27 protein-coding genes are annotated in these 25,585 nt (G+C 70.0%); 13 read left to right on the top strand and 14 right to left on the bottom strand.

What is annotated here, in order from left to right:
• The first annotated feature begins 374 nt into the window (after positions 1-374).
• Together ACH414_RS11950 and ACH414_RS11945 are read left to right on the top strand one after the other, a co-directional pair.
• Positions 375-3,119: a transglycosylase domain-containing protein gene (locus tag ACH414_RS11950; protein ID WP_386563152.1), complete on the top strand. Its 2,745-nt coding sequence runs from the start codon at positions 375-377 to the stop codon at positions 3,117-3,119.
• Positions 3,120-3,243: 124 nt separating this feature from the next.
• Entirely contained in the window at positions 3,244-4,758 is a 1,515-nt protein-coding gene (locus ACH414_RS11945; protein WP_382539020.1) for a glycosyltransferase family 87 protein, read from the top strand.
• 73 nt (positions 4,759-4,831) lie between these two features.
• On the opposite strand, the gene ACH414_RS11940 is transcribed toward ACH414_RS11945, so the two are convergent.
• From ACH414_RS11940 to ACH414_RS11930, 3 genes are all read right to left on the bottom strand, one after another.
• Positions 4,832-5,863, bottom strand: coding sequence for an alanine racemase (locus ACH414_RS11940; RefSeq protein ID WP_382539017.1), 1,032 nt, complete (start codon positions 5,861-5,863; stop codon positions 4,832-4,834).
• Between the two features lie 76 nt (positions 5,864-5,939).
• Positions 5,940-7,058, bottom strand: a complete 1,119-nt coding sequence (locus tag ACH414_RS11935; protein ID WP_365343982.1) for a peptidoglycan bridge formation glycyltransferase FemA/FemB family protein — start codon at positions 7,056-7,058, stop codon at positions 5,940-5,942.
• A 154-nt stretch (positions 7,059-7,212) separates the two neighbouring features.
• A complete protein-coding gene (locus ACH414_RS11930; RefSeq protein WP_382539013.1) occupies positions 7,213-7,512 on the bottom strand; it encodes a hypothetical protein in 300 nt (99 codons plus the stop codon).
• 284 nt (positions 7,513-7,796) lie between these two features.
• On the opposite strand from ACH414_RS11930, the gene rpsF reads away from it, so the two are divergent.
• The 4 genes from rpsF to rplI all read left to right on the top strand — a co-directional run bounded on the left by rpsF (position 7,797) and on the right by rplI (position 9,494).
• Positions 7,797-8,087, top strand: a complete 291-nt coding sequence (rpsF, locus tag ACH414_RS11925; protein WP_004950685.1) for a 30S ribosomal protein S6 — start codon at positions 7,797-7,799, stop codon at positions 8,085-8,087.
• A gap of 73 nt (positions 8,088-8,160) precedes the next feature.
• Positions 8,161-8,736, top strand: a complete 576-nt coding sequence (locus tag ACH414_RS11920; protein WP_382539010.1) for a single-stranded DNA-binding protein — start codon at positions 8,161-8,163, stop codon at positions 8,734-8,736.
• Between the two features lie 56 nt (positions 8,737-8,792).
• Positions 8,793-9,029, top strand: coding sequence for a 30S ribosomal protein S18 (gene rpsR / locus ACH414_RS11915; protein WP_128983236.1), 237 nt, complete (start codon positions 8,793-8,795; stop codon positions 9,027-9,029).
• Between the two features lie 18 nt (positions 9,030-9,047).
• Positions 9,048-9,494: a 50S ribosomal protein L9 gene (rplI, locus tag ACH414_RS11910; protein ID WP_382539007.1), complete on the top strand. Its 447-nt coding sequence runs from the start codon at positions 9,048-9,050 to the stop codon at positions 9,492-9,494.
• Positions 9,495-9,680: 186 nt separating this feature from the next.
• Here the strand turns inward: rplI and ACH414_RS11905 are convergent, their stop codons facing one another.
• Entirely contained in the window at positions 9,681-11,018 is a 1,338-nt protein-coding gene (locus ACH414_RS11905; RefSeq protein WP_398941674.1) for an MATE family efflux transporter, read from the bottom strand.
• Between the two features lie 442 nt (positions 11,019-11,460).
• On the opposite strand from ACH414_RS11905, the gene dnaB reads away from it, so the two are divergent.
• On the top strand, positions 11,461-12,921 hold the full coding sequence (gene dnaB / locus ACH414_RS11900; RefSeq protein WP_382539566.1) for a replicative DNA helicase: 1,461 nt from the start codon (positions 11,461-11,463) through the stop codon (positions 12,919-12,921).
• Between the two features lie 11 nt (positions 12,922-12,932).
• Here the strand turns inward: dnaB and ACH414_RS11895 are convergent, their stop codons facing one another.
• Entirely contained in the window at positions 12,933-13,901 is a 969-nt protein-coding gene (locus ACH414_RS11895) for an esterase/lipase family protein (protein ID WP_391769728.1), read from the bottom strand.
• A 185-nt stretch (positions 13,902-14,086) separates the two neighbouring features.
• Here ACH414_RS11895 and ACH414_RS11890 point away from each other — a divergent pair, with 185 nt between their 5' ends.
• Entirely contained in the window at positions 14,087-15,466 is a 1,380-nt protein-coding gene (locus tag ACH414_RS11890; RefSeq protein WP_391769727.1) for a serine hydrolase domain-containing protein, read from the top strand.
• Positions 15,467-15,532: 66 nt separating this feature from the next.
• Here the strand turns inward: ACH414_RS11890 and ACH414_RS11885 are convergent, their stop codons facing one another.
• The 4 genes from ACH414_RS11885 to ACH414_RS11870 form a co-directional block, all read right to left on the bottom strand.
• On the bottom strand, positions 15,533-15,985 hold the full coding sequence (locus ACH414_RS11885) for a GNAT family N-acetyltransferase (RefSeq protein ID WP_391769726.1): 453 nt from the start codon (positions 15,983-15,985) through the stop codon (positions 15,533-15,535).
• Positions 15,986-16,018: 33 nt separating this feature from the next.
• A complete protein-coding gene (locus tag ACH414_RS11880; protein WP_382538992.1) occupies positions 16,019-16,477 on the bottom strand; it encodes a MarR family winged helix-turn-helix transcriptional regulator in 459 nt (152 codons plus the stop codon).
• Between the two features lie 112 nt (positions 16,478-16,589).
• Positions 16,590-17,444, bottom strand: coding sequence for a GNAT family N-acetyltransferase (locus ACH414_RS11875; RefSeq protein ID WP_382539563.1), 855 nt, complete (start codon positions 17,442-17,444; stop codon positions 16,590-16,592).
• A 14-nt stretch (positions 17,445-17,458) separates the two neighbouring features.
• Positions 17,459-17,986, bottom strand: coding sequence for a DUF2269 domain-containing protein (locus ACH414_RS11870; RefSeq protein ID WP_382538989.1), 528 nt, complete (start codon positions 17,984-17,986; stop codon positions 17,459-17,461).
• Positions 17,987-18,063: 77 nt separating this feature from the next.
• Here ACH414_RS11870 and ACH414_RS11865 point away from each other — a divergent pair, with 77 nt between their 5' ends.
• Both ACH414_RS11865 and ACH414_RS11860 read left to right on the top strand, forming a co-directional pair.
• On the top strand, positions 18,064-18,717 hold the full coding sequence (locus tag ACH414_RS11865) for an HAD family hydrolase (protein WP_382538986.1): 654 nt from the start codon (positions 18,064-18,066) through the stop codon (positions 18,715-18,717).
• A gap of 116 nt (positions 18,718-18,833) precedes the next feature.
• On the top strand, positions 18,834-20,003 hold the full coding sequence (locus tag ACH414_RS11860) for a globin domain-containing protein (protein WP_382538983.1): 1,170 nt from the start codon (positions 18,834-18,836) through the stop codon (positions 20,001-20,003).
• A 7-nt stretch (positions 20,004-20,010) separates the two neighbouring features.
• Here ACH414_RS11860 and ACH414_RS11855 read toward each other — a convergent pair whose 3' ends face one another.
• The 5 genes from ACH414_RS11855 to ACH414_RS11835 form a co-directional block, all read right to left on the bottom strand.
• On the bottom strand, positions 20,011-20,490 hold the full coding sequence (locus ACH414_RS11855) for an NUDIX domain-containing protein (RefSeq protein ID WP_382538980.1): 480 nt from the start codon (positions 20,488-20,490) through the stop codon (positions 20,011-20,013).
• Between the two features lie 35 nt (positions 20,491-20,525).
• Positions 20,526-21,422 carry a LysR family transcriptional regulator gene (locus tag ACH414_RS11850; RefSeq protein ID WP_382538977.1) on the bottom strand — a complete coding sequence of 299 codons (897 nt, stop codon included), beginning with the start codon at positions 21,420-21,422 and terminating at the stop codon, positions 20,526-20,528.
• A gap of 262 nt (positions 21,423-21,684) precedes the next feature.
• Positions 21,685-22,899: a cystathionine gamma-lyase gene (locus ACH414_RS11845; protein WP_383649554.1), complete on the bottom strand. Its 1,215-nt coding sequence runs from the start codon at positions 22,897-22,899 to the stop codon at positions 21,685-21,687.
• On the bottom strand, positions 22,896-23,387 hold the full coding sequence (locus ACH414_RS11840) for a low molecular weight protein-tyrosine-phosphatase (RefSeq protein WP_382538971.1): 492 nt from the start codon (positions 23,385-23,387) through the stop codon (positions 22,896-22,898). Before ACH414_RS11840 ends, ACH414_RS11845 begins: the two co-directional genes overlap by 4 nt.
• 9 nt (positions 23,388-23,396) lie before the next feature.
• Positions 23,397-23,774: a phage holin family protein gene (locus tag ACH414_RS11835; RefSeq protein WP_382538968.1), complete on the bottom strand. Its 378-nt coding sequence runs from the start codon at positions 23,772-23,774 to the stop codon at positions 23,397-23,399.
• 50 nt (positions 23,775-23,824) lie between these two features.
• Between ACH414_RS11835 and ACH414_RS11830 the strand changes: the two genes are divergently transcribed.
• From ACH414_RS11830 to ACH414_RS11820, 3 genes are all read left to right on the top strand, one after another.
• A complete protein-coding gene (locus tag ACH414_RS11830) occupies positions 23,825-24,142 on the top strand; it encodes a cupin domain-containing protein (protein WP_382538965.1) in 318 nt (105 codons plus the stop codon).
• A 158-nt stretch (positions 24,143-24,300) separates the two neighbouring features.
• Positions 24,301-24,519, top strand: a complete 219-nt coding sequence (locus tag ACH414_RS11825) for a DUF5326 family protein (RefSeq protein WP_382538962.1) — start codon at positions 24,301-24,303, stop codon at positions 24,517-24,519.
• A gap of 312 nt (positions 24,520-24,831) precedes the next feature.
• Complete coding sequence (locus ACH414_RS11820; RefSeq protein WP_382539561.1) at positions 24,832-25,569, top strand: IclR family transcriptional regulator; 738 nt, start codon at positions 24,832-24,834, stop codon at positions 25,567-25,569.
• Positions 25,570-25,585 lie beyond the last annotated feature (16 nt).

Below are 25,585 nucleotides of genomic sequence, written 5' to 3'. Positions count from 1 at the left end.
CTCGGAACCTGTGCGCACTCTTATGCCGAGTCGATGTGCCGCACTGATGTATCGACTCGATACATCCTGACGATAGAACGGCCCCTCGGTCGCGACAAGTGGGGCTCGGGTGACCGGCGTCACATCGTCAATTCACAGCGTTCGAGTTGTCGCATTTGGGGTGAAGTTCGTCCCTAGGCGGGTTTTGGCCGTGCGTAGTCTGTGCGGCATGCAGACCACCGGGAACCGAGCGATGCCGCGGGGCGTCAGTGATGCGGGTGACCGGCTGCGGCACGGCGGGGCTTTTTCCGAGGTCCGGCCGTGTGCATTTCGGGGGGACCGGAACTCAACTGCCGCTTCCAGGCGTACGCGCCTGCCCGAGGAGTAGTCGTTCGATGAGCGAGCATCGTCGCAAAATGCCGCAGCAGCAGCCGCCGAGTGGCGGTCGCGCTGCGGCCCGGCGCGCCGCCCAGCAGCCGATGGGCCGCAGGTCGGCCCAAGGCCGTGACGTCGGTTCGGGGTCCCCTTCGGACTCGTACGGACCGCCTTCCGCCTATGGGGAGGAGCCGCGTCCCTACGGGGGACGTGCCGAGGCCCGTCGGGCCGCACAGCGGGGCGGTCGCAGGCGTGCCCCCGAGGCCGGCGGCCCCGGGGGCCCCAACGGCCCCGGTGGTGGACGGCGCGGTGGCGGTGGCGGCGGCCAGGGCGGTGGCCCCGGGCGCGGCCGTGGCGGGCGTCCGCCCGGCAAGAAGCGGATCATCGACTACCCGCGCTACGGCAAGTACGGCTGGCGGCGCTGGGTCCCCTCGTGGAAGCTCGTCACGGGCCTGTTCCTGGCCTTCTGCGGCAGCCTCATGGGCGCGGCCACCATCGCGTACGCCATGGTGGGCATCCCCAACGAGGACCTGAGCGCCAAGCAGCAGAACAACGTCTTCTACTGGGCCGACGGCACGCAGATGGCCGCGACCGGTGGTGAAGTCAACCGCCAGATCGTCGGCATCGAGCAGATCCCGACGTCCATGCAGGACGCCGTGGTCTCGGCCGAGAACAAGACCTTCTGGACGGACTCGGGCATCGACCCCATGGGCATCGGCCGCGCCGTGTGGAACATGGCCAAGGGCGGCGAGACCCAGGGTGGCTCGACCATCACCCAGCAGTACGTGAAGAACAACCGGCTCAACGACCAGTCGCAGACCCTGACCCGCAAGGTGAAGGAACTCTTCATCTCCATGCGCGTCGGCAACGAGCTGGACAAGCGCGACATCATGGCCGGCTACCTCAACACCTCGTACTACGGACGGGGTGCCTACGGCATCCAGGCAGCGGCCCGTACGTACTTCGGCAAGGACGCCAGCAAGCTGAACGCCAGCGAGTCGGCCTTCCTCGCCTCGCTGCTCAAGGGCGCGACCTACTACGACCCGGCCGGCTCCCCCGAGATCGACCCGGCGGCCGATGCCAAGTCGAACCGCGAACGCGCCGAGAAGCGCTGGAAGTGGATCCTCGACGAGATGGTCAAGGACGGAAAGCTCCCCGCCGCCGAGCGCGCCAAGTACACGACCTTCCCCAAGGTGAAGGGCCGGACGCAGGGCGCCCAGCTCAGCGGCCAGATCGGCTACTTGGTGCGGACGGCCGAGGCGAACTTCCTGAACAAGAACGACAAGGGCATCGACGCCCAGCAGCTCGCCAAGGGCGGCTTCGAGATTCACACCACCTTCGACAAGAAGAAGGTCAAGGCGCTCGAGGCGGCCGTCAAGAAGGTCTATGACGAGCACATCAAGCCCGACAAGCGCCCGAAGACGGACACCCACGTCCAGTTCGGCGGCGCCTCGGTGGACCCGAAGACCGGCGCGCTCGTCGCGATCTACGGCGGCACGGACGCCACCAAGCACTTCACCAACAACGCCGACCAGACGGGTGCGCAGGTCGGATCGACCTTCAAGCCCTTCGTGCTGGCCGCCGCGATGCGCGACGGTGTGCGGGACAAGAAGCTGGGCCCGACGCAGGACGCCAGCACGCGCAGGATCGTCGACCCCGACAAGAGCATCTACAACGGCCAGAACAAGCTGCGGATCAAGAACTACGACGGGACGATCTGGCACGACGAGAACGGCAACGAGTGGCTCCAGACCAATGACGACAACGCGAGCTACAAGAACATGACGCTTCGCGAGGCCATGGAGCGCTCCGCGAACTCGCCGTACGTGCAGCTCGGCATGGACATCGGCATCGACCAGGTCCGCAAGGCGGCCGTCGACGCCGGTCTCCTCGACTCGTCGCTGATCAAGGCCAACGTGCCGTCCTTCTCGCTCGGTATCTCCTCCCCGAGCGCGATCCGCATGGCCGGCGCCTACTCGACCTTCGCCAACAACGGCGAGCAGAACGACCCGTTCTCCGTCACCAAGGTCGTCCAGCGCGGCGAGGTCATCTACAAGCACGAGGCCGCGCCCAAGCGCGCGTTCTCCACGGCCGTCGCCAGCAACGTCACCGACGTGCTGAAGGACGTCGTCAAGAAGGGCACCGGCAAGAAGGCCGCGCTCGACGACCGCGAGGCGGCCGGCAAGACGGGTACGACCGACGGCAACAACTCGGCCTGGTTCGTGGGCTACACCCCGCAGCTGTCGACCGCCATCGACATGTACCGCTTCGCGGACGACGAGACGATCAAGGACCGTAAGTTCGAGTCCATGTTCGGCACCGGCGCCCAGCCGAAGATCCACGGTTCGTCGTTCCCGTCGCAGATCTGGCACGACTACATGACCGACGCCCTCAACGGCACCGAGCCCGTGGACTTCCCCGAGCCCGAGGACCTGGACGGCGAGGCGGTCTTCGGCGGCGGCGCCGTCAGCCCGACGCCGACGCCCACGGAGACCCCGTCCGAGACCCCGTCCTCGGCCACCCCCACCACCCAGATGCCCACCAAGAAGCCGACCAAGACGGCCGACCCCGGGCAGACCTGTTCCGTGTGGGACTGGCCGTGCGAGACGAACGGCGGCACCAGCAAGGGCAACGACAGCGGCGGCGCCTCCAACGGCGGAACCACCACGGCACCGACGCCGACGTCGACGGAGACGACCGCCACCACCGATCCCACCGGCGGCGGAAAGCCCAACGGCGGCACCAGCTGGGGCGCCCTGGGCTGATCCGCCCGCGTCCCGCCGGCCGGCCTCGTCGAGAGGGCCGTCGCACCCGGTCCGTACCCCGTGTACGGAACGGCGTGCGGCGGCCCTCACCGTTTTCCCAGGCCGGTACGGCAGGATGTCCCCCATGCCGAGCCTCCAGAAGACGAGCCCTCCGCGGGAAACGGCGGTGGTCTGCCCCACGCGCAGCGACGACGTGGCCGCCGCCGGCAGCGAACTGATCGGCGGACCGATCGGGCGCCGGGCGCTGCTCGGCGCCGGGCAGTTCACCCCGGTCCGTGTCGTGGCGCTCGTCGCCATCGGGATGTTTGCGCTCGGCATGGTGCAGAAGCTGCCCTGTTACAACTGGGCCTGGTTCCGCGGCTCCACCTCGCAGTACACCCACGCCTGCTACTCCGACATCCCGCACCTCTTCTCGGGGCGCGGCTTCGCGGACGGCCTGGTGCCCTACTTCGACCGGGTCGGCGGCGACATACCGTTCCTGGAGTACCCCGTCCTGACGGGCCTGTTCATGCAGGTCGCGGCCTGGCTGACGCCCGGCGGCGACCTGACGCAGCGCGAGCAGGGCTACTGGATGGTCAACGCGGGCCTGCTGCTGGTCTGCACCGCGGTCCTCGCCGTCTGTGTGGCCCGGACGCACCGCAGGCGCCCCTGGGACGCCCTCCTGGTGGCACTCGCGCCCGCCTTCGCGCTGACCGCGACCATCAACTGGGACCTGCTGGCCGTCGCCCTGACGGCCGCGGCGCTGCTGATGTGGTCGCGCGGCCGGACCCTCGGCTCCGGCGTGCTGCTGGGGCTCGCGACCGCCGCCAAGTTCTACCCGGTGCTGCTGCTCCTGCCGCTGTTCCTGCTGTGCTGGCGGGCCGGGAAGTGGCGCGCGTTCGGCACGGCGCTGCTGGGCGCGGTGGGCGCGTGGCTGGTGGTCAACCTGCCGGTGATGCTCCTGGCGACCGACGGCTGGAAGCAGTTCTACGTCTTCAGCACGGACCGGAACGTCGACTTCGGCTCCGTCTGGCTGCTGCTCAGCCAGACCACCGGACGGCAGGTGGAGCCGCTGACCGCCAACCTGTGGGCGCTGCTCCTGATGCTGCTCGTCGCCGTGGGGCTCGCCGTCCTGGCGCTCTCCGCGCCGCGCCGGCCCCGGCTCGCGCAGCTGGCGTTCCTCGTGGTGGCCGCGTTCGTGCTCACCAACAAGGTCTACTCGCCGCAGTACGTGCTGTGGCTGATCCCGCTCGCCGCGCTCGCCCGGCCGCGCTGGCGCGACTTCCTCGTCTGGCAGGCCTGCGAGGTCATGTACTTCCTCGCCATCTGGTTCTACCTGGCCTACACGAGCAGCGGGAACAAGCAGGGGCTGCCGACCGACGGCTACCAGTTCGCGATCGTCCTGCACGTGCTCGGCACGCTCTACCTGTGCGCCCTGGTCGTACGCGACATCCTGGCGCCCGACCGGGACCCGGTACGACGTGACGGCTCGGACGACCCCTCGGGGGGCGTCCTGGACGGCGCCGAGGACGTCTTCGCCCTGGGCAGGGCCGCGCACCCGCCGCGGCACGCGGCCCCGGCCGTGGAGGGGCCGCGGGTGGAGTGGGGCGCCCCTGCGGGCGACCCCTGGGCGGTTCCCGGGAGCACGGCCCGGGAGTGAGCCGGGCAATGACGTGAGAGGCCCCCGGGGTGATCCCCGGGGGCCTCTTCCACGCGTGCGGGTCGCGAGCGGCTCAGCGCTCGACGATCCGGTCGTACTGGGTGGTGGTGTGGCGCAGATGGGCCACCAGCTCGTCGCCGACCTGCGGCTCCTGGGCGTCGGACGGCACGAACAGGATCGACACCTGCATGTGCGGGGGCTCGGCGAACCAGCGCTGCTTGCCGGCCCAGACGAACGGAGAAAGGTTCCGGTTGACGGTGGCGAGACCCGCGCGGGCCACGCCCTTGGCACGCGGCATCACGCCGTGCATCGCCTTCGGGGCCTCCAGGCCCACACCGTGCGAGGTGCCGCCGGCGACCACCACGAGCCAGCCGTCGGACGCGGCCTTCTGCTGGCGGTAGCCGAAGCGGTCCCCCTTGGCGACCCGGGTGACGTCGAGGACGGCGCCGCGGTAGTCGGTGGCCTCGTGGTCGCCCAGCCACAGTCGGGTGCCGATCCGGGCGCGGAAGCGGGTCTGCGGGAACTGCTGCTGGAGCCGGGCCTGCTCGTCGGCGCGCAGGTGGCTGACGAACATGGTGTGCAGCGGCAGCCGGGCGGCCCGCAGCCGGTCCATCCAGGCGATGACCTCCTCGACGGCGTCGGTGCCGTCCGGGCGGTCCAGGGGCAGGTGCAGGGCGAAGCCCTCGAGGCGTACGTCCTCGATGGCGGCGTGCAGCCTGCCGAGGTCCTCCTCGTGGACGCCGTGGCGCTTCATCGAGCTCATGCACTCGATGACGACGCGGGCGCCGACCAGGGCGTGCACCCCGTCCACGGAGGAGACCGAGCGGATCACCCGGTCCGGCAGCGGCACCGGCTCCTCGCCGCGCCGGAACGGGGTGAGCACCAGGAGGTCGCCGCTGAACCAGTCCTTGATCTTGGCGGCCTCGTACGTGGTGCCCACCGCGAGCATGTCGGCGCCGAAGCGGGCGGCCTCGTCGGCCAGCCGCTCGTGGCCGAAGCCGTAGCCGTTGCCCTTGCAGACCGGCACGAGTCCGGGGAACTGGTCGATGACCGACTTCTGGTGCGCCCGCCAGCGAGCGGTGTCGACGTAGAGGGAGAGCGCCATGGCCGGCCCGGAACCTTTCTGGTGGGTGCGGTGTGTCAAAGGTGTGTACGAGACTACGCAAGCCTCGGCCGCGTCGTCAGCGGCGCGACATGTAGATGTCCAGGGCCTTGTGCAGGAGCTTGTTGAGCGGGAAGTCCCACTCGCCGACGTACTCCACGGCCTCGCCGCCCGTGCCGACCTTGAACTGGATCAGGCCGAAGAGGTGGTCGGTCTCGTCCAGCGAGTCCGAGATGCCCCGCAGGTCGTAGACGGTGGCGCCCATCGCGTAGGCGTCGCGCAGCATGCGCCACTGCATCGCGTTCGACGGCCGGACCTCGCGGCCGATGTTGTCCGAGGCGCCGTAGGAGTACCAGACGTGGCCGCCGACGACGAGCATGGTGGCGGCGGAGAGGTTCACGCCGTTGTGCCGGGCGAAGTAGAGCCGCATGCGGTTGGGGTCCTCGTTGTTGAGGACGGTCCACATGCGCTGGAAGTACGAGAGCGGGCGCGGGCGGAAGTGGTCGCGGACGGCCGTGATCTCGTACAGCCGCTGCCACTCGGCGAGGTCCTCGTAACCGCCCTGGACGACCTCGACGCCGGCCTTCTCGGCCTTCTTGATGTTGCGGCGCCACAGCTGGTTGAAGCCCTTGAGGACGTCGTCGAGCGAGCGGCCCGCGAGCGGGACCTGGAAGACGTAGCGGGGCTGGACGTCGCCGAAGCCGGCGCCGCCGTCCTCGCCCTGCTGCCAGCCCATCTTCCGCAGCCGGTCGGCGACCTCGAAGGCCCGCGGCTCGATGTGGGTGGCCTCGACGTCCTTCAGGCGCTTGACGTCCGGGTCCTGGATGCCGGACTTGATGGCGGCCGAGTCCCAGCGGCGGATGACGACCGGCGGGCCCATCTTCACGGAGAAGGCGCCCTGCTGCTTGAGGTGCGCCAGCATCGGCTGCAGCCAGTCGTCGAGGTTCGGGGCGTACCAGTTGATGACCGGGCCCTCGGGCAGATAGGCCAGGTAGCGCTTGATCTTCGGCAGCTGGCGGTAGAGCACCAGGCCCACGCCGACGAGCTCGCCGGACTTGTCGAACCAGCCGAGGTTCTCGGAGCGCCACTCGGTCTTCACATCCGCCCACGCCGGGACCTGGCAGTGGCTCGCCGCAGGCTGGCTCTGGATGAATGCCAGATGCTGCTCACGGCTGATGGTCCTCAGGGTCAGGCTCATGCGGGGCGCTCCTCGGCAGGTGTGTCCCCATTGGTCAGGGGCTCCGGCTCTCGCGCCGAAGCCTACTGTGACCGGGGAGCGCGCCCGATGGGACGTGGGTCTCCAGGGCCCGTCCTCGCGGATCAGGCCCTGGGCCGGCCGACCGGCCGGGGCCTCAGGTGAGGCCTCCGTAGAACATGCCGAGGTAGAAGCCCACGGCCGAGGCGCCGAGGCCGACGATCAGGACGAAGCGCTCCCTGGTCGTCACGGAGATGAACTGTCCGAACGCGCCGGTCAGGATGCCGATCAGTCCGGCCCAGGACGCCAGCACGTGCAGGCTGTGGAACTGGGCCGTGATGAAGGACAGCACTCCGAGGAAGAGGGTCACCCCCATCAGGGTGTCCTGGAGCGGGTGCGGCTTGCCATCGGTGGCGAAGAGGGAGTGTCCGGGGTCGGGTCGCATTGCCTGTGCCATGGGGCACCTCCTGGCGTGCAGCCGGAAGGCGGCGCATTGTGACGCCGCCGACATCCGTTGTGTACAGATTGCGTCCCCTCACCACCGGATTTCAACCGCAGGGCGATGTGCGGGTACTCTGTACGGTCTGCACCGGTGTCTGCCCAGGTCCGTCCTGGACCCCGACGGCACCCCTCGCTCGTCGAGGGGGATTGTCAGTGGCGGCCGATACCGTTGCTTACGCATCACGACCCTCCTGCCACGGAACGACCGTGGCCGCTGAGTCCAAAGGAGGTGGGTTCCACATGCGTCACTACGAGGTGATGGTCATCCTCGACCCCGATCTCGAGGAGCGCGCTGTCTCCCCGCTGATCGAGAACTTCCTCTCCGTCGTCCGTGAGGGCAACGGAAAGGTCGAGAAGGTCGACACCTGGGGCCGTCGTCGTCTCGCCTACGAGATCAAGAAGAAGCCCGAGGGCATCTACTCGGTCATCGACCTGCAGGCCGAGCCTGCGGTCGTCAAGGAGCTCGACCGCCAGATGAACCTGAACGAGTCGGTCCTCCGGACCAAGGTCCTCCGCCCCGAGACCCACTGAGCCTTCCGCTCACAGGTTTTCGGGTTCGAGTAGCAGTAAGCAGCCAGAAGCAATCCCGCCGAGAGGTTCACCCATGGCAGGCGAGACCGTCATCACGGTCGTCGGCAATCTTGTCGACGACCCCGAGCTGCGCTTCACCCCGTCCGGTGCGGCGGTCGCGAAGTTCCGTATCGCGTCCACTCCCCGCACCTTCGACCGTCAGACCAACGAGTGGAAGGACGGCGAAAGCCTCTTCCTGACCTGCTCGGTCTGGCGTCAGGCGGCGGAGAACGTCGCCGAGTCGCTTCAGCGAGGCATGCGCGTCGTCGTGCAGGGCCGGCTGAAGCAGCGGTCCTACGAGGACCGCGAGGGCGTCAAGCGCACGGTCTACGAGCTGGATGTCGAGGAAGTCGGCCCCAGCCTGAAGAACGCCACGGCCAAGGTCACCAAGACCACGGGGCGCGGTGGCCAGGGTGGTTACGGCGGCGGGCAGCAGCAGGGCGGCGGCGGTGGCGGCTGGGGTGGCAACTCCGGCGGCGGCCAGCAGGGCGGCGGAGCTCCCTCCGACGACCCCTGGGCGTCCAGCGCCCCGTCCGGCGGCCAGCAGCAGGGCGGCGGTAGCTGGGGTGGCAACTCCGGCGGCGGCTACTCGGACGAGCCCCCCTTCTAGGGCACGTCCCAAGAAGAGCTCGTACCCAAACTTCTTGATCACACAGGAGAAACACCATGGCGAAGCCGCCTGTGCGCAAGCCTAAGAAGAAGGTCTGCGCATTCTGCAAGGACAAGGTCGCGTACGTCGACTACAAGGACACGAACATGCTGCGGAAGTTCATTTCCGACCGCGGCAAGATCCGTGCCCGTCGCGTGACCGGCAACTGCACGCAGCACCAGCGTGACGTCGCCACGGCCGTCAAGAACAGCCGTGAGATGGCGCTGCTGCCCTACACGTCCACCGCGCGATAAGGGAAGGGTGACCGAAAAATGAAGATCATCCTCACCCACGAGGTCTCCGGCCTCGGTGCCGCTGGCGACGTCGTCGACGTCAAGGACGGCTACGCTCGCAACTACCTGGTCCCGCGTGGTTTCGCGATCCGCTGGACCAAGGGTGGCGAGAAGGACGTGGCGCAGATCCGCCGCGCCCGCAAGATCCACGAGATCGCGACCATCGAGCAGGCCAACGAGGTCAAGGCCCAGCTCGAGGGCGTCAAGGTCAAGCTGGCCGTTCGCTCCGGCGACGCCGGCCGCCTCTTCGGCTCTGTGACCCCGGCGGACGTCGCCGTGGCGATCAAGGCCGCCGGTGGCCCGGACGTCGACAAGCGTCGCGTCGAGCTCGGCTCGCCGATCAAGACCCTGGGCGCCCACCAGGTCTCCGTGCGTCTGCACGCTGACGTGGTTGCGAAGCTCGGCGTCGAGGTCGTCGCCGCGTAACGCTGCCCTCGGCAGTCTGCGCTCAGCAGTGAGGAAGGGCCGCACCCCTCAGGGGTGCGGCCCTTCCGCCGTTTCGTGGGAGGTGCTTCCCCTTCTCGGGGAAGGCGTTTCCGTCGTCTCACGGAAAGCGTCTCCGTCGTCTCACAGGAGCGTTTTACGCCGTTTCACGTGAAACATGCGCCCGGCTCAGCGGGTGGCCCCGGTGACGATCCAGCGGCCGGAGCGGGCGCGGAGCCAGAGGGTCGCCATGCGGACGGTCATCATCAGCGTCATCGCGCCCCAGAGCGCGGTCAGTCCGCCCCCGAGGGTGGGGACCAGCAGGGCGACGGGGGCGAAGACGGCCAGGGTCAGGAGCATGGCCCAGGCGAGATAGGGGCCGTCGCCCGCGCCCATGAGGACGCCGTCGAGGACGAAGACCACCCCGGAGACGGGCTGGGAGAGCGCCACGACCAGGAGGGCGGGGAGCAGGGCGTCCTGGACGGCGGAGTCGCTGGTGAAGAGCGGGATGAAGAGTGGGCGGGTGAGGATGAGCAGGAGGCCGAGCCCGGCGCCGGAGACCACGCCCCACTGCACCATCCGTCGGCACACCTGCCGGGCGCCCTCCGCGTCGTCGGCTCCGAGATAGCGCCCGATGATGGCCTGGCCGGCGATGGCGATGGCATCGAGGGCGAAGGCCATCAGGCTCCACAGGGACAGGATGATCTGGTGCGCGGCGACATCGGCGTCGCCGAGATGGGCGGCCACGGCCGTGGCGATCATCAGGACCGCGCGCAGCGAGAGCGTACGCACCAGGAGGGGGACGCCGGCCTGGGCGCTGGCCCGGATGCCGGCGGCGTCGGGCCGCAGGGAGGCACCGTGGCGTCGGGCGCCGCGGACGACCACGAAGAGGTAGGCGGCGGCCATGCCGAACTGGGCGATGACCGTGCCCCAGGCGGAACCCGCGATCCCGAGGCCGGCTCCGTAGACGAGAACGAGGTTGAGGACGCCGTTGGCGGCGAAGCCGGCGAGGGCGACGTAGAGCGGCGTCCGGGTGTCCTGGAGGCCGCGCAGGACGCCGGTGGCGGCCAGGACGACGAGCATGGCCGGGATGCCGAGGATGGAGATCCTCAGATAGGTGGTCGCGTAGGGGGCGGCGGTGTCGGAGGCGCCGAAGAGGTCCACGAGCCAGGAGGCGGTGGGCAGGGTGAGCGCGACGACGGCGGCGCCCAGGAGGAGGGCGAGCCAGATGCCGTCGATGCCCTGCCGGATGGCGGACGTGAGGTCGCCGGCCCCGACCCTGCGGGCGACGGCCGCCGTGGTGGCATAGGCGAGGAAGACGAAGACGCTCACCGCGGTGGAGAGCAGGGCCGAGGCGATGGCGAGACCGGCGAGCTGAGGGGTGCCGAGGTGGCCGACGATGGCGCTGTCGGCGAGCAGGAACAGGGGCTCGGCGACGAGTGCGCCGAAGGCCGGGACGGCGAGCGAGACGATCTCGCGGTCGTGTTGGCGTCGAACGGCCTTGGGGGTCGCGGGAGCCTGATGCATGGGGCCAATCTAATCTTCCACAGGTAAGAGATGCAATGCTCTATAGACCCTTACTTGTGTAGGGAGTGGGCCTTCGGGTGTGCGCCGTTTGTTCTGATCTTGGTCCGGGCGTAGAAGTTTTTCTTCCCCACAGCCAGTGGACGGAAAAAGCACAGGTCAGAGCGGTTCGGCTGGGGGTGGTATGAGTTTGTCCACATGGCTGTCCCCCGGTCCGTGCACAGGTTCTGGCGAGTTCTCCACAACATCGGGGCGTTCACCCACAGGCCCTGTGGATAACCAGATTGGCTGACGGTGCCCGCGGGCCTACCGTGGACCGGCGCACGACGCGCCAGAAGCGGAGTCAAAGCCTCTCGTTTGTCGGAGCCGTGGCGTAAGAAAGAGTGGCACGGCGAGGTCCGCGGAGCGGACGGCAGGAGGTGGCTTGGTGACCAGCCCCGAGCCCATGGACGATCCCTGGGCCGACAGCGGACCCAGCGACCGGCTGCCCACCCGCACCCGCGGCGAGGGCCGGGGCCGGGGACGCGGTCGCGAGGACCAGCACGAGCGCGGCGAGGACTCCTGGGACTCCGGCCTCTCCGGCTTCGAGCGCGTCCCCCCGCAGGACCTGGACGCCGAGCAGTCCGTCCTCGGCGGCATGCTGCTCTCCAAGGACGCCATCGCCGACGTCGTCGAGATCATCAAGGGCCACGACTTCTACAAGCCGGCCCACGAGACGATCTACGCGGCGATCCTCGACCTGTACGCGAAGGGCGAGCCCGCCGACCCCATCACGGTCGGCGCCGAGCTCACCAAACGCGGCGAGATCACCCGCGTCGGCGGCGCCTCCTATCTGCACACCCTCGTCCAGTCGGTGCCCACCGCCGCCAACGCCTCCTACTACGCGGAGATCGTCCACGAGCGGGCCGTGCTGCGGCGGCTCGTCGAGGCCGGCACCAAGATCACGCAGATGGGATACGCGGCCGACGGGGACGTCGACGACATCGTCAACCGCGCCCAGGCCGAGATCTACCAGGTCACCGAGCAGCGCACCACCGAGGACTACCTGCCGCTCGGCGACATCATGGAGGGCGCGCTCGACGAGATCGAGGCGATCGGCTCCCGCAGCGGCGAGATGACCGGTGTGCCCACCGGCTTCACCGACCTCGACGCGCTCACCAACGGTCTGCACCCCGGCCAGATGATCATCATCGCGGCCCGTCCCGCCATGGGTAAGTCGACGCTCGCCCTGGACTTCGCCCGGGCGGCCTCCATCAAGCACAACCTCCCCAGCGTCATCTTCTCCCTCGAGATGGGCCGCAACGAGATCGCCATGCGCCTGCTCTCCGCGGAGGCACGGGTCGCGCTGCACCACATGCGCTCCGGCACCATGACCGACGAGGACTGGACCCGGCTGGCCCGCCGGATGCCGGACGTCTCACAGGCCCCGCTCTTCATCGACGACTCGCCGAACCTGTCGATGATGGAGATCCGCGCCAAGTGCCGTCGTCTGAAGCAGCGCAGCGGCATCAAGCTCGTCATCATCGACTACCTCCAGCTGATGCAGGCCGGTGGCTCCAAGCGGGCCGAGAGCCGGCAGCAGGAGGTCTCCGACATGTCGCGAAACCTGAAGCTGCTGGCCAAGGAGCTGGAGCTCCCGGTGATCGCGCTCTCGCAGCTGAACCGTGGCCCCGAACAGCGCACGGACAAGAAGCCGATGGTCTCCGACCTGCGTGAGTCCGGCTCCATCGAGCAGGACGCGGACATGGTCATCCTGCTGCACCGCGAGGACGCCTACGAGAAGGAGTCCCCGCGTGCCGGCGAGGCCGACATCATCGTCGGCAAGCACCGTAACGGTCCGACCGCGACCATCACGGTGGCCTTCCAGGGCCACTACTCGCGCTTCGTGGACATGGCACAGACCTGATCGAGCCGGACTCAGAAGGTCGGCGCCCTCAGCACACAGGGGGCTGCCGGGGATGAGGGGTCCAGGGCGCGTTTGACCAGTCCGATCACGCGCGGGCTGTACGACATGCTCAGGTGGGCGGAGAGGTCGATCGGGCAGCCCTCCTGCAGGGTGATGTTCTGCACCGTCGCGCCCGGGCCCGCGGTCATGAACGTGCTCTGCCAGGGAGTGGTGATCTCGTCGTACTTCGTGGCGATCACGGTGTAGTCGATCCCGGGAACGGTGTCGCCGTCGGCGTTGAGCTCCTTGATGAAGTCGGACTTCACGTACTGCTGGACGCCCGCCTTTCCCACGGTCACCTGCCCGGGTTCCAGGATCCCGAGGAGGTCGGCGAGGGTCGAGATGCCGCTCATGGTGGTGCCGTGGTTGGTCGCGCCGAGCTGGACGACCTTCTTGACCTTGTTCTTCGACGGGTCGGCCGGGTTCGCGCCGCCGTCGGCCTTGAGGTACCAGCGGGACAGGGTCCCGCCCTGGGAGTGGCCGACCAGGTCGACCTGCTCGGCGCCGCTGGCGGCGAGCACCTTGTCCACGAAGGCGGCCAGCTCCTTGGAGGACTCCTTGATGTCTCCGTAGCCCTTGACGGTGGGGGCGAGAGCCACGGCGGCGTCGTCCGTGTCGCCGAAGTCGAGGGAGTAGACGCAGTAGCCCTGGGCCTTCAACTCCGGCGACAGCCCGGCCCAGTTGTTGTACCGGTTCTCGTAGGTGCCGTGGACCAGGACGACCGGGCGCGGATGGGCGGCGCCGGGGCGGCAGCTCCAGTCGTTGGCACCCGGCGGATCGATGTCGAGGTGGAGGATGGAATGGACCATGGCGGGAAGGAAGTCGTCCTGCCGGGGGCCCGTCTCCGCTGCCGCGGAGGTGGAGGTGGCCAGGACCGTCGCCGCGGCGACGGCACAGACGGCGCTCACGTACCGGGATATGTGCAGGACGGCTCGCTTCACGACTCCCCCTCAGAGATGCATCTCCGTCGATTCGACAGCGGCAGTATCCGGTAGGGGTGATCGATCCGACACGGCCGCGACCGAGATGGCCGAATCGGACTCCCGGCACGCTTCGAGAGCGGGGGCGGCGCCGACATCGCGAGCGAGAAGCCTCGTCCGAGCGGCTCTCGCGGCATGATCACCGTATGACCTCATCCTTCGAAGCCCTGCTCCCCAGCACCGAGCGCGCCCTGCTGCACCGCGTCGCCGTCGCCCAGACCGAGGGGCGCTCGCCCTCGTTCGCCGCCGGAGTGGTCCGCGAGGGCGAGACCGTCTGGTTCGGGTCGCGCAGTTGTGTCGACGGGCACGCCCCGGATGCCGACACCCAGTTCCGGATCGGGTCGATCACCAAGGTGTTCACCGCGGTGCTGGTGATGCGCCTGCGGGACGAGGGGCTGCTCAGCCTTGAGGACCCACTGGAGAAGCATCTGAAGGACACCGGCGTCGGCGAGGTGACGATCGCTCAACTCCTCGGCCACAGCGCAGGTCTCGCCGCCGAGAGCCCGGCGCCGTGGTGGGAGCGGACGCCGGGGACGGTACGGCCCGAGCTGGCCGACGTCCTGGGGGAGCAGCCCCTGCGGCATCCCGTGGGGCGGATCCACCACTACTCCAACCCCGGCTACACGCTGCTCGGTTCGCTGGTCGAGGCCCTTCGCGGGGTGTCCTGGGAGGAGGCCCTGCGGGCCGAGATCCTGGAGCCGCTGGGCCTCGACCGTACGACGGCCCAGCCGGTCGCCCCGCATGCCGGTGGCTTCGCCGTGCATCCCTGGGCGGATGTGATGCTTCCCGAGCCCAGCCAGGACCTGGGGATCATGGCGCCGGCGGGTCAGCTCTGGTCGACCGTCGGCGACCTCTGCCGCTTCGCCGCGTTCCTCGCCCGAGGCGACGAGAGGGTGCTCGCCCGGTCCTCGGTCGAGGAGATGCGGGTGCCCGCCGCGCCCGTGGAGGGTGACGGGGAGGCGGGCTACGGCCTCGGCCTCCAGCTGCTGCGCAAGGGCGGCCGGACCCTGGTCGGGCACACGGGATCGCTGCCGGGCTTCGTGGCCTGTCTGTGGGTGAGCGTCGAGGAGGGACTCGCGGCGGTGACGCTCGCGAACGCCACCTCCGGGCCCCTGACGAGCCTCGTGGCCGCCGATCTCGTGCGGATCGTGGCCGAGGCCGAGCCGCGTCTTCCGGAGCCCTGGCGCCCCCTTCCCGCCGCGGAGGTCGACCACGAGCTCCTGGCGCTCACCGGCCCCTGGTACTGGGGGACCTACGCGTACGGCCTGCGGATCGACGCCGCTCGTGGGGTGACCCTGGAGCCGCTGCGCGGCGTCGGGCGCCGGGCGAGCTTCCGGGCGCTCCCCGAGGGCGGATGGATCGGTCTCGACGGGTACTACGCGGGGGAGACGCTCCAGGTGGTGCGGCGGGCGGACGGCTCGGTGAGCCATCTCGACCTCGGCTCCTTCGTCTTCACCCGCGAGCCGTACGAGCCGGGCGACGCCGTTCCGGGTGGTGTGGACGAGGCGGGTTGGCGCGGCCTTTGACCGGAAGCGCACTGTTTCACGTGAAACAGTGCGCTTCTCTTCGTCCCCCGGGCGCGGACCGGGCCGTCACAGGCTCAGCTTGAACCCGAGGTGGGAGGCCTCGAAGCCGAGACGTTCGTAGAAGCGGTGGGCGTCGGTGCGGGTGACGTCGGAGGTCAGCTGCACCAGCCCGCAGTCCTGGGCGCGGGACTCCTCGACGGCCCACTCGATGAGCCGGGTGCCCAGGCCGCTGCCGCGCTCCTCGGAGTGGATGCGGACCCCCTCGATGATCGAGCGGGTCGTGCCCCTGCGGGAGAGCCCGGGGATGATCGTGAGCTGGAGCGTCCCCACGACCGTGCCCGCGCGCACGGCCACGACCAGATGCTGGTTCGGGTCCTGGTCGAGCCGGTCGAAGGCTGCCGTGTACGGGGTGAGGTCGTCGGGGGACTCGCGCAGGGCGCCCAGCGGGTCGTCGGCCAGCATGGCGACGATGGCGGGCAGGTCGTCCCGGCGCGCGGGCCGAATCTCAAGATCGCTCATGGCCGCAGGCTAGCCCCCTCCCCGGAGGCCGGCTCAGACGGGAACGCCGAGGCCCTGGACGACCCGGACCAGCGGGGCCAGCTCCGGGTTCTCGGCCGCCGCCTCCAGGGCCTCGCGCAGGGCGCCGTCGTTCGTGGGGCGGGCCTCGTCGAGGAGCTTCTGGCCGGCCTCGGTGACATCGGTGTAGATGCCGCGCCGGTCGGTGGCGCAGAGATACCGGGTGAGCAGCCCGCGGTCCTCGAGACGGGTCACGAGCCGGGTGGTGGCGCTCTGGCTCAGCACGACGGCGTCGGCCACCTGCTTCATCTGGAGGTGTCCGCCCGGTCCGTCGTGCTGGCGGCTGAGCACGTCGAGCAGCGAGTACTCGCGCACACTGAGACCGTGCCGGGACTCCAGGGCCCGCTCGATGTGCGACTCGATCCTGCCGTGGAGCAGGGAGAGGGCGCACCAGCCCTGGGAGAGGGCCGTCAGTGCAGGGTCCGTCGCGGTCATGGTTCGCCTCGCTTCGTTGGTCTCCTCGATCCGGAGCGGCTCCATATCAGGGTAAACGATGGAGCGCAAAAAACCGCGTGTGCAAGTAATTCGGCGGGATTGCGAGGGCGGGCTACCCCGCGGCCACGGTCAGCGGGGCGAAGCGGCGGCTCCGGTCGCCCGGGAGGTCGGGGAGGGAGCGCACCATGATCGTCGTGGTGGCGATCTGCTCCAGGCCGTTCGCCTTAAGCCAGGTCAGCAGCGCCCCGTGGCGGTTGTCGACATCCGTGCGCAGCGGTCGGTCCGTCGCGGCGGCCAGCGAGGCGACCAGCGCCTGCGCCGTCGCGGTGTCACGGGCGATCAGCGGTCCGACGACATGAGTGTCCATGTTGGGCCAGGCCGCGGCGAAGCCGGTGATCTCGCCGTCCTGCTCCGCGACCCGCAGATGGTCGGCGAAGGCCGGCAGGCGGGTGATCATCGGGGTCCGGTCCACGCCGAAGATCTCGTTGTCCAGGCGCAGCACCGTCTGGAGGTCCTCCGCGGTCGCCGGGCGGACCGGCAGGGCCGGCGCCGGCTCGGTGAAGCCGAAGCGTCCCTTGAGCATCTCCGACCGGCCCACGTCGGTGAAGCCGAGCTGTTCGTAGAGCGGCTGCCCGTTCGCCGTGGCGTAGAGGGTGAGCGGGGTGTCGCCGGCCTCGGCGATGACGTGCTCCATCAGCAGCCGCCCGATGCCCTGCCGGGCGTACCGCTCGGCGACCAGGACCATGCCGATGGCCGCGAGCCCCGGTCCGTACGAGGTGACCACGCAGACGGTGACCAGCCCCTTGCCGGAGGGGTCGTCGATGCCGTACCCCGTGCCCGCGGTGAGCAGCAGCCCCCACTTGTGCTCCTCCCGCAACCAGCCCCGGTCCTCGCAGAGGTCGGCGCAGGCGCCGATGTCCTCCGGGGTGAGACGCCGGATGGGGAGCTGTTCGAGCGGGAGGCGCATAAGGGGCATGAAGATCAGGCTGGCCGACGGGGCATGGGCTCGTCCACCGCTTTACGGGAACCGGACGATCTCCTGAGACGGCGACCACGTCCGGTCAGCCCCCAGGGCTTGAGCACGGAGACCGCGGTCATGAAGAGGTAGGCGGTGGTCGAGACCGTGGGGGCCGCGACCAGGCTGATGTCCGGGACCCCGGCCGCCGCCGCATGGCCGATCTCCGGGCGGAGCGCGAAGATCGTCGCGGTGGCCGTGGCCAGGGTGATCCAGAACTTGATCCAGACCCACCGGTGCCGGGCCAGGCCCCAGGGAGTGCCCAGCGAGAGCACCAGGCCGCTGCCCAGGGTCACCAGGGCGACCGGAGTCAGGAGCCAGTCGGCGAACACCTTCATCGCCCGGTACGCCGCCTCGGTGAGGGTGGGGTCCTGGGTCGAGTACGCGGTGATCCCGAGGGTCAGCAGGCCCAGGCTCAGGCCCAGCCAGGCCACCGAGACCGCGACATGGACGACGAGGAACGCCCGCCGGGCGGGCCGTCGGAGATGTTTCACGTGAAACACCGTGCCGTCCGGCCGCCTTCTGCCGCGTCTGCCCGGGGGAGTAACCACCCGTACTAGCCTCGGCGTACATGGCGAACTTCAGCGACAGCCGCAGGCTTCATCTCTTCGATCTCGACGGCACCCTCATCCGGGGATCGGCGGCCGCGGTGGAGATCTCCCGGCAGCTCGGTGTCAGCAAGGAGATCGAGAAGCTGGAGCGGGAGTTCCTGCTCCACGGGCTCACGCCCGACGAGTTCGCGGTGCGGGCCCATGCGCTGTGGTCGGAGCTCACCCCGGAGCACGTGACGGCCGCCTTCGAGGGGGCGCCCTGGCTGGCCGGCATCCGGGACGTCTGGGCGCGGATCCGGGCCGAGGGCGGCCGGTGCGCGGTCATCTCGCTGTCGCCCGACTTCTTCGTCGAGCGGCTCCTGGGCTGGGGAGCGGACGCGGCCCACGGCTCGCGCTGGCCCGCCGTGCCGTTCACGGAGCCGATCCACCGCCCCGGGATCCTGGACGCGTCGGCGAAGGTGCGCATCGCCCAGGAGCTCTGCGAACGCTTCGGTGTCACGCTCGACACCTGTGTGGCGTACGGGGACTCGATGTCCGACGCGGAGCTCTTCGCTGCGGTGCCCGAGACGGTGGCCGTGAACGCCGACCACCACCTGGAGGGCCTGGCCAGGCACCGCTACACCGGAGCGGATCTGCGCGAGGCATACGCGATGGTCCGAAAGACCGCAGCCTAGCCCGCGGAGGGGGCTGATCGCCCGAGAATTCCCCTTTCTGCCCGAGCTCCTCGCCGGAGTGTCATCCTGCGACCACGGAAGGCGACCACGGAGGTCGGCTGCGGGGAGGCGAGGACATGACGGATGCTCTGGCTGTGGCCACGGACGCGTCGCCGCCCCGAATACCCCCGGCCGAGCGCGCGCCCTCGCCGGACGCGGTACTGGTCCGCCGCACCCTGGACGAGATCGGCCCGGTCGCCGAGCGCGTGACCTCGTACTTCTACGCCCTGCTCTTCACCCACCACCCTGATCTGCGGGCGATGTTCCCGGCCGCCATGGACACCCAGCGCGACCGGCTCCTCAAGGCGCTGCTCACGGCGGCCGAGCACATGGACGACGTGCCCGTGCTCACCGAGTACCTCCAGAACCTCGGCCGGGGGCACCGCAAGTACGGCACCCAGTCAGCCCACTATCCGGCGGTCGGCGAGGCCCTCATCGGAGCTCTGGTCCGGTACGCGGACACGTGGGACGAGGAGACGGAGGCGGCCTGGGTCCGCACGTACACGACGATCTCGCAGATCATGATCGACGCGGCGGCGGAGGACGAGCTGCACGCACCGGCCTGGTGGCAGGCCGAGGTGGTCTCACACGACCTGCGGACCCCGGACATCGCCGTGATCACCCTCCGGCCCGACCAGCCGTACCCGTTCCTCGCCGGGCAGTACACGAGCCTGGAGACGCCCTGGTGGCCGCGGATATGGCGGCACTACTCCTTCGCCTCGGCACCCCGCCCGGACGGTCTGCTCTCGCTGCACGTCAAGGCGGTGCCGGCCGGCTGGGTGTCCAACGCCCTGGTCCACCGCGCCCGCCCCGGAGACGTCCTGCGTCTGGGGCCGCCCGCCGGGTCGATGACCGTCGACCACTCGACCGACAACGGGCTGCTCTGCCTCGGCGGGGGCACCGGGATCGCACCCATCAAGGCCCTCGTCGAGGACGTCGCCGAACACGGCGACCGCCGGCGGGTCGAGGTCTTCTACGGGGCGCGCAGCGACCATGACCTCTACGACATCGACACGATGCTGAGGCTCCAGCAGACCTTCCCCTGGCTGGCCGTGCGCCCGGTCACCGAGGACCAGGGCAGGCTGCCGGACGCCGTGCGCCAATACGGGCCGTGGGCCGAGTACGACGCCTATCTCTCGGGGCCGCTCGGCATGATCCGCAGCGGGGTCGACGCCCTGCGGGGGGCGGGGATCCCCACCGACCGGATCCGCCACGACTACCTCACCGAGCTCGTCCCCCAGGCCTAGGGCCGGCTCAGCCCAGGTCGGGGGCGTGCATCGCGCGCACCCCCTCGATGTTCCCGTCCAGGTAGTGCCGCAGCGAGAGGGGCACCAGGTGGACGGCGGCGATGCCCACCCGGCTGAAGGGCACACGGACGATCTCGTACTCGCCCAGCGGCTCCTCGATCTCGGGGCCGTGGCGCTGCGCGAGGTCCATGGACTCCAGTCGGCAGACGAAGAAGTGCTGCACCTTCACGCCGGAGACCCCGCCGTCGACGATGTGCTCGACGGTGTCGACGAAGCAGGGCACCACGTCGGTGATCTTGGCGCCGAGCTCCTCGTGCACCTCGCGGTGCAGGGCCTGGACGACGGTCGAGTCCGATGGCTCGACCCCGCCGCCCGGCGTCACCCAGTAGGGATCCACGCCGGGCTTGGTGCGCTTGATGAGGATCAGGTCGTCCCCGTCGAGCAGGATGGCGCGTGCGGTGCGCTTGACCACTGGTCGTTCGGTCATGGGAAGAAAATGGCCCGTCCAGGCTGACCTGAAACTCACCAGTCCCCCGCGGCCCTCAGCAGCCACTCGTGGGCGCGGGCGAGGTGGGGCAGGGCGAGGGTGCCGGTGCGGACGACCAGGAAGTAGGTGCGCAGGGGCGGGACCGGGGGGTCGAGCAGGGCCACGAGACGGCCGCTCTCCAGGGCTTCCTCGCACAGATAGCGCGGCAGCACGGCGAGGCCCGCGCCGGAGGCGGCGGAGTCCAGGACGGCCCGCAGGTCGGGGGCGATCACGGTGGCGGCGGCGGCCGGTTTCGACTCGAAGACGGCCGCCCAGTAGCGGGCGACGAACGGCAGCGACTCGTGCACCTCGACCACGGGCAGCTGCTCCAGGACGACGGCGCCCCTGCGCAGCAGCACCCCGGGGGAGAGCCGGGCGGCCCAGCGCGGGGCGGCGACCAGGACGTGCTCCTCGTCGCAGAGCGGGGTGGCGGCGAAGAGGCCGCCGCGAGGGCGCCCGGTGGCGACGGCCAGGTCGTGATGGCCGGCGGCGAGCCCGTCGAGGGTCTCCTCCGCGTTGCCCAGGAACGAGGTGCGGACGGTGAGGCCGCGGGCGACCAGCGGGGTCAGGGCGGGCAGCACCCGGGCCGCGGTGAACTCGGGCGGACCGGCCAGGTGCAGGGTGCGGAGCCCGCTCTGCTCGTCCGGGCCGGTCTCGGCGATCTCGACCAGCGCGTCCAGGTGCGGGGCGGCGCGGTGGGCGAGCTCGTCGCCGATGGTGGTGGGGGTGACCCCGCGGGCCTGTCTGAGGAAGAGCGGGCGGCCGAGCTGCCGTTCCAGGGTGCGGATCTGGCTGGTGACCGCGGGCTGGGAGAGCCCGAGGAGAGCGGCGGCGCGGGTGAAGGAGCCGGCCCGGTGCACTGTGACGAACGTGCGCAGCAGAGCCAGATCCATGTCCGCCCCCTCCCGGCCGCGGGGCCGTTCGACTCAGGCGGTCCGGTGACGGCGCCTCAGGACCGTCCAACTATAAATAAGTCGATAGGTCGCTGTCGCTACCGTGATTGGACACTGACGCAGAGTCAACTAGCCTTGTTCAGGCGGTTGTCCGCTGAGGAACCGCAGGGGGGAAGCAGGGGGAGGCAGGGGAGGACGGGGGCGTTCCGAGCCACGAGGGGGGAGGCTCGGAACGCCCACGGGGGGGGGGGGGGGGGGGGGCTCATTCCGCCGGCTGTCCGCTGCCCTTGGCCGCCTCGTCGAGCGCCCGCAGGACGTCGTCGATCAGGTCCTCCGGGTCCTCCGCGCCCACCGAGAAGCGGATGAAGCCCTCGGGCACGGCGTCCCCGCCCCAGCGTCCGCGCCGCTCCGCGGTGGACCGCACCCCGCCGAAGCTGGTGGCGTCGTCCACGAGCCGCAGCGCGTCGAGGAAGCGGTCGGCCCAGGCGCGGTCCGGCAGCACGAAGGAGACGACGGAGCCAAAGCGCCGCATCTGCCGGGCGGCCACCCCGTGCGAGGGGTCGCCGGGCAGCCCGGGGTAGCGCAGCCCGGACACGTCCCGGTGGGCCACCAGGGCCTCGGCGAGGGCGAGCGCGGTGGCGCACTGCCGGTCGACGCGCAGCTGGAGGGTGGCCAGCGAGCGGTGCGCGAGCCAGGCCTCCATGGGGCCCGGGATGGCTCCGACGATCTTGCGCCAGCGCCGTACCTCGACGGCCCGCAGCGGATCGCGGCAGCTGACGTGGCCGAGCAGGATGTCGCCGTGCCCGGTCATGCCCTTGGTGTCGCTGGCCACGGAGAAGTCGGCGCCCAGCGCCAGGGGCCGCTGGCCGAGCGGGGTGGCGAGCGTGTTGTCGACCGCGACCAGCGCTCCGGCCTCGTGGGCGGCGCGCACCATCCGGGGCAGGTCGCAGACGTCGAGGCCGGGGTTGGACGGCGTCTCGATCCACAGCAGCTTCGCCCCGTCGAGGACGTCCAGCTGGGCCTCCCCGCGGGTGGGGGCCGTGCGCACCTCGATGCCGTACGCCCGCAGCTGCTCGTGCAGCAGGGGCAGCGCCTGATAGCCGTCGTCGGGGAGGACGACGGCGTCGCCGCTGCGCAGCTGGGAGAGCAGCACGGCGGAGATGGCGGCCATCCCGGAGGCGAAGACCAGCGTCTCGACGCCGCTCTCCCCCGGCGCTTCGAGCTCGCCGATGGCGCGTTCCAGATGGGTCCAGGTGGGGTTCTCGTCGCGGCCGTAGGTGTAGGGGCCGGTCGGGTCGCCCGGCAGGTGGAAGTGGGCCGCGAAGACCGGGCCGGGCAGGGTGGGCTCGTACTTCACCGGCTCGGGCAGGCCGGCCCGGACCGCCCGGGTCCCTTCGCCGAGACCTCCGCCGTGCCCTCCGCCGCCGGCAGGGTAGCCGCCCGGGACGTCATCGGGTGTGCCGCTCGTGCCGCTCATGGGGTCCGCTCCTCCACCTCGTCGCGCACCGCGGCGAGCAGTCCCTCGCTCGCGGCCTCCACCAGTTCCAGGCACTCATCGAACCCCTCCCGGCCCCCGTAGTAGGGGTCGGGGACGTCGAGCTCGGGGCCCGCGTCGGGGTCGTAGGAGCGCAGCAGGCGTATCTTCGCGGCGTCCTCGGGGCTCGGGGCCAGCCGCCGGAGCTCGCGCAGATGCCCCTCGTCGAGGGCGATCACCAGGTCGAGCGAGGGGAACCAGGAGGCGCGGAACCGGCGGGCGACGTGCGCGGAGCCGTAGCCGTGCTCCTCCAGGACGGCGACGGTGCGCGGGTCGGCGCCGTCGCCCTCGTGCCAGCCGCCGGTGCCGGCGCTGTCCACCACGACCGCTTCGGCCAGTCCGGCCTCGGCCACGCGGGCGCGGAAGACGTGCTCGGCCATCGGCGAGCGGCAGATGTTGCCGGTGCAGACGAAGCAGACGCGGTACGTCATGGCGGGCCCTCAGTCGCCGTCGGGGAGGACGACGTTCAGCGCCCACGAGACGACGGAGATGATCAGGCCACCGAGTACGGCGGTCCAGAAACCCTCCACGTGGAAGCTGAGGCCGACCTGGTCGGAGAGCCAGGACGTCAGCAGCAGCATGAGCGCGTTGACGACCAGGGTGATCAGACCGAGCGTCAGGATGAAGAGGGGGAAGGTGAGCAGCTTCACGATCGGCTTGACCAGGAAGTTGACCAGGCCGAAGACCAGGGCGACCAGGATCAGGGTCCAGGCCTTCTTCGCGGTGCTGTCGCCGGTGAGGGTGATGTCCTCCAGCAGCCAGATGGCGACTGCCAGGGCCCCCGCGTTCGCGAGCGTCTTGACTACGAAATTCTTCATGTGTCAGATCGTGGCAGACAAGATCGAGCCAAGGCAGGGGCGTACCAACCATGAAGGCATTCCGACTGGACGAGCTGGAGGCGGAGCGCGCCGCGAACGAGGGCGCGTACCTCCAGTTCCTGCGGGAGCGGAACATGTCCGTCGGCCTGTACGCGCTCGACGCGGGGCAGCTCGACCCGCAGCAGCCGCACGGGCAGGACGAGGTGTACTTCGTGGTGAGCGGCCGGGCCGCGATCACGGTCGGGGAGGAGACGACCCCGGTGGCGCGGGGCAGCGTCGTCTATGTGCCGGCCGGGGTGCCGCACAGGTTCCACCACATCACCGAGGACCTGCGGGTGATGGTGGTCTTCTCGCCGCCGGAGTCCTGACCCCGAGCCGGGAGCGGGAATCCGCCCTGACCCCCTAGGGGTCGGATCAGGGAAGAGCGGGGGCCCTGAGGCCCCCGTTCGCTTGGGTCGCGCACCTAGCATCGAGGGTGTCGGGCGCACCGGGCGCCTACAGCTCTTCGGGAGATGAGGTAAGCGCAATGGCGGTGAAGGAGATTCTCGCGGGGATGCCGTGGTGGGTGAAGTGGGTGGCCATACCCGTTCTCGCCCTCGTCGTCTTCGGTGGACTGATCACCAGCGTCCTGACCTTCGTGGTCGGCCTGCTGTTCAAGCTGCTGCTGTTCGTGGCGCTCGTCGCTGGTCTGATCTACGTCGTACGGAAGTTCACCTCGTCGTCCTCCTCGCGTGGGGACTGGTAGCACAAGTTACCCATCGGTATGAGCCGGTGGCCTGGGATTAGCCCGCCCGGGGGAACGCACCTGTTGAAACCCGGTGCGGCCGCAGGAGCTGCCATTAGAGTGGAAAACCTCTGCCGCCCCAGGAGCAACAGGCGTATACCTCCGCATCGAGCATGGTGGTAGGCCCTGTCCCGGACGGGTCCGCCAACCGGACCCCACTGGTCCAGGTCGCGGTGGGCGCGCGGGGGCGGCCCCCGCGGGCGGGTGTGCGTCACCCGTCGACTCGCCTGGGGGTGACCTTTGGCCACGGCTTCGCGGACCGCTGCTCCTACCCTGATCGGCTCGGTGCAGCGGGCGCTGAGACTACTGGAGGCCGTGGGCTCCCACGAGGACGGAGCCCCCGCCAAGCAGCTCGCCCGTGAAGCGGGGCTCCCGCTGCCCACCGCGTACCACCTGCTCCGCACCCTGACGCACGAAGGCTATCTACGCCGCGAGAAGGGTGTGTTCGTCTTCGGCGACGCCGCCGGCCGTCTGGTCGGCGGCGGAGTTCTGCAGAATCGTCGCACCAAGATCGAAGACTCTCTCGCGCACTGGCGCGACGCCATCGGCGTCCCCGTCTACTTCGCCATCTACCGCGAAGGCGAGATCGAGCTGGTCGCCGTCGCCGACACCCCCTCGTCCCCCGCCGTCGAGGAGTGGGCCGACTTCCGCGAGACCGGACACGCGCACGCCATCGGGCAGTGCCTGCTGAGTCAACTCGATCTGAAGAGCCGTCAAGACCACCTGAGGCGTCACCCGGTAGAAGCCATCACGCCGTATACGGTGCGTAATCAACGGTCCCTTTTGGACCGTTTGAGCGCTATGGGGCGAATGGAGCCCCTGGTAGAGCGGCAGGAATATGCGCTTGGCACGGTCTGTGCCGCCATCCCCATCACGGCGGGGTCCACGGCGGCCGCGATGGCCATTTCCCTCCCTCTTCACCAGGAAGAACGGTTGCTGCCAGCGATCGGTCAGCTACAGAACGAGATCGGAAGGCTCTTCAGCTCGCTCGCGTTCTCTATCAGTATCTGAAAAATCACTCCTTGTG

The sequence above is a fragment of the Streptomyces sp. NPDC020422 genome (assembly GCF_044386705.1).
GTDB lineage: Bacteria > Actinomycetota > Actinomycetes > Streptomycetales > Streptomycetaceae > Streptomyces.
The sequence above is the reverse complement of the archived record's forward strand: the minus strand, read 5'-3'. Positions and strand labels throughout refer to the sequence as shown.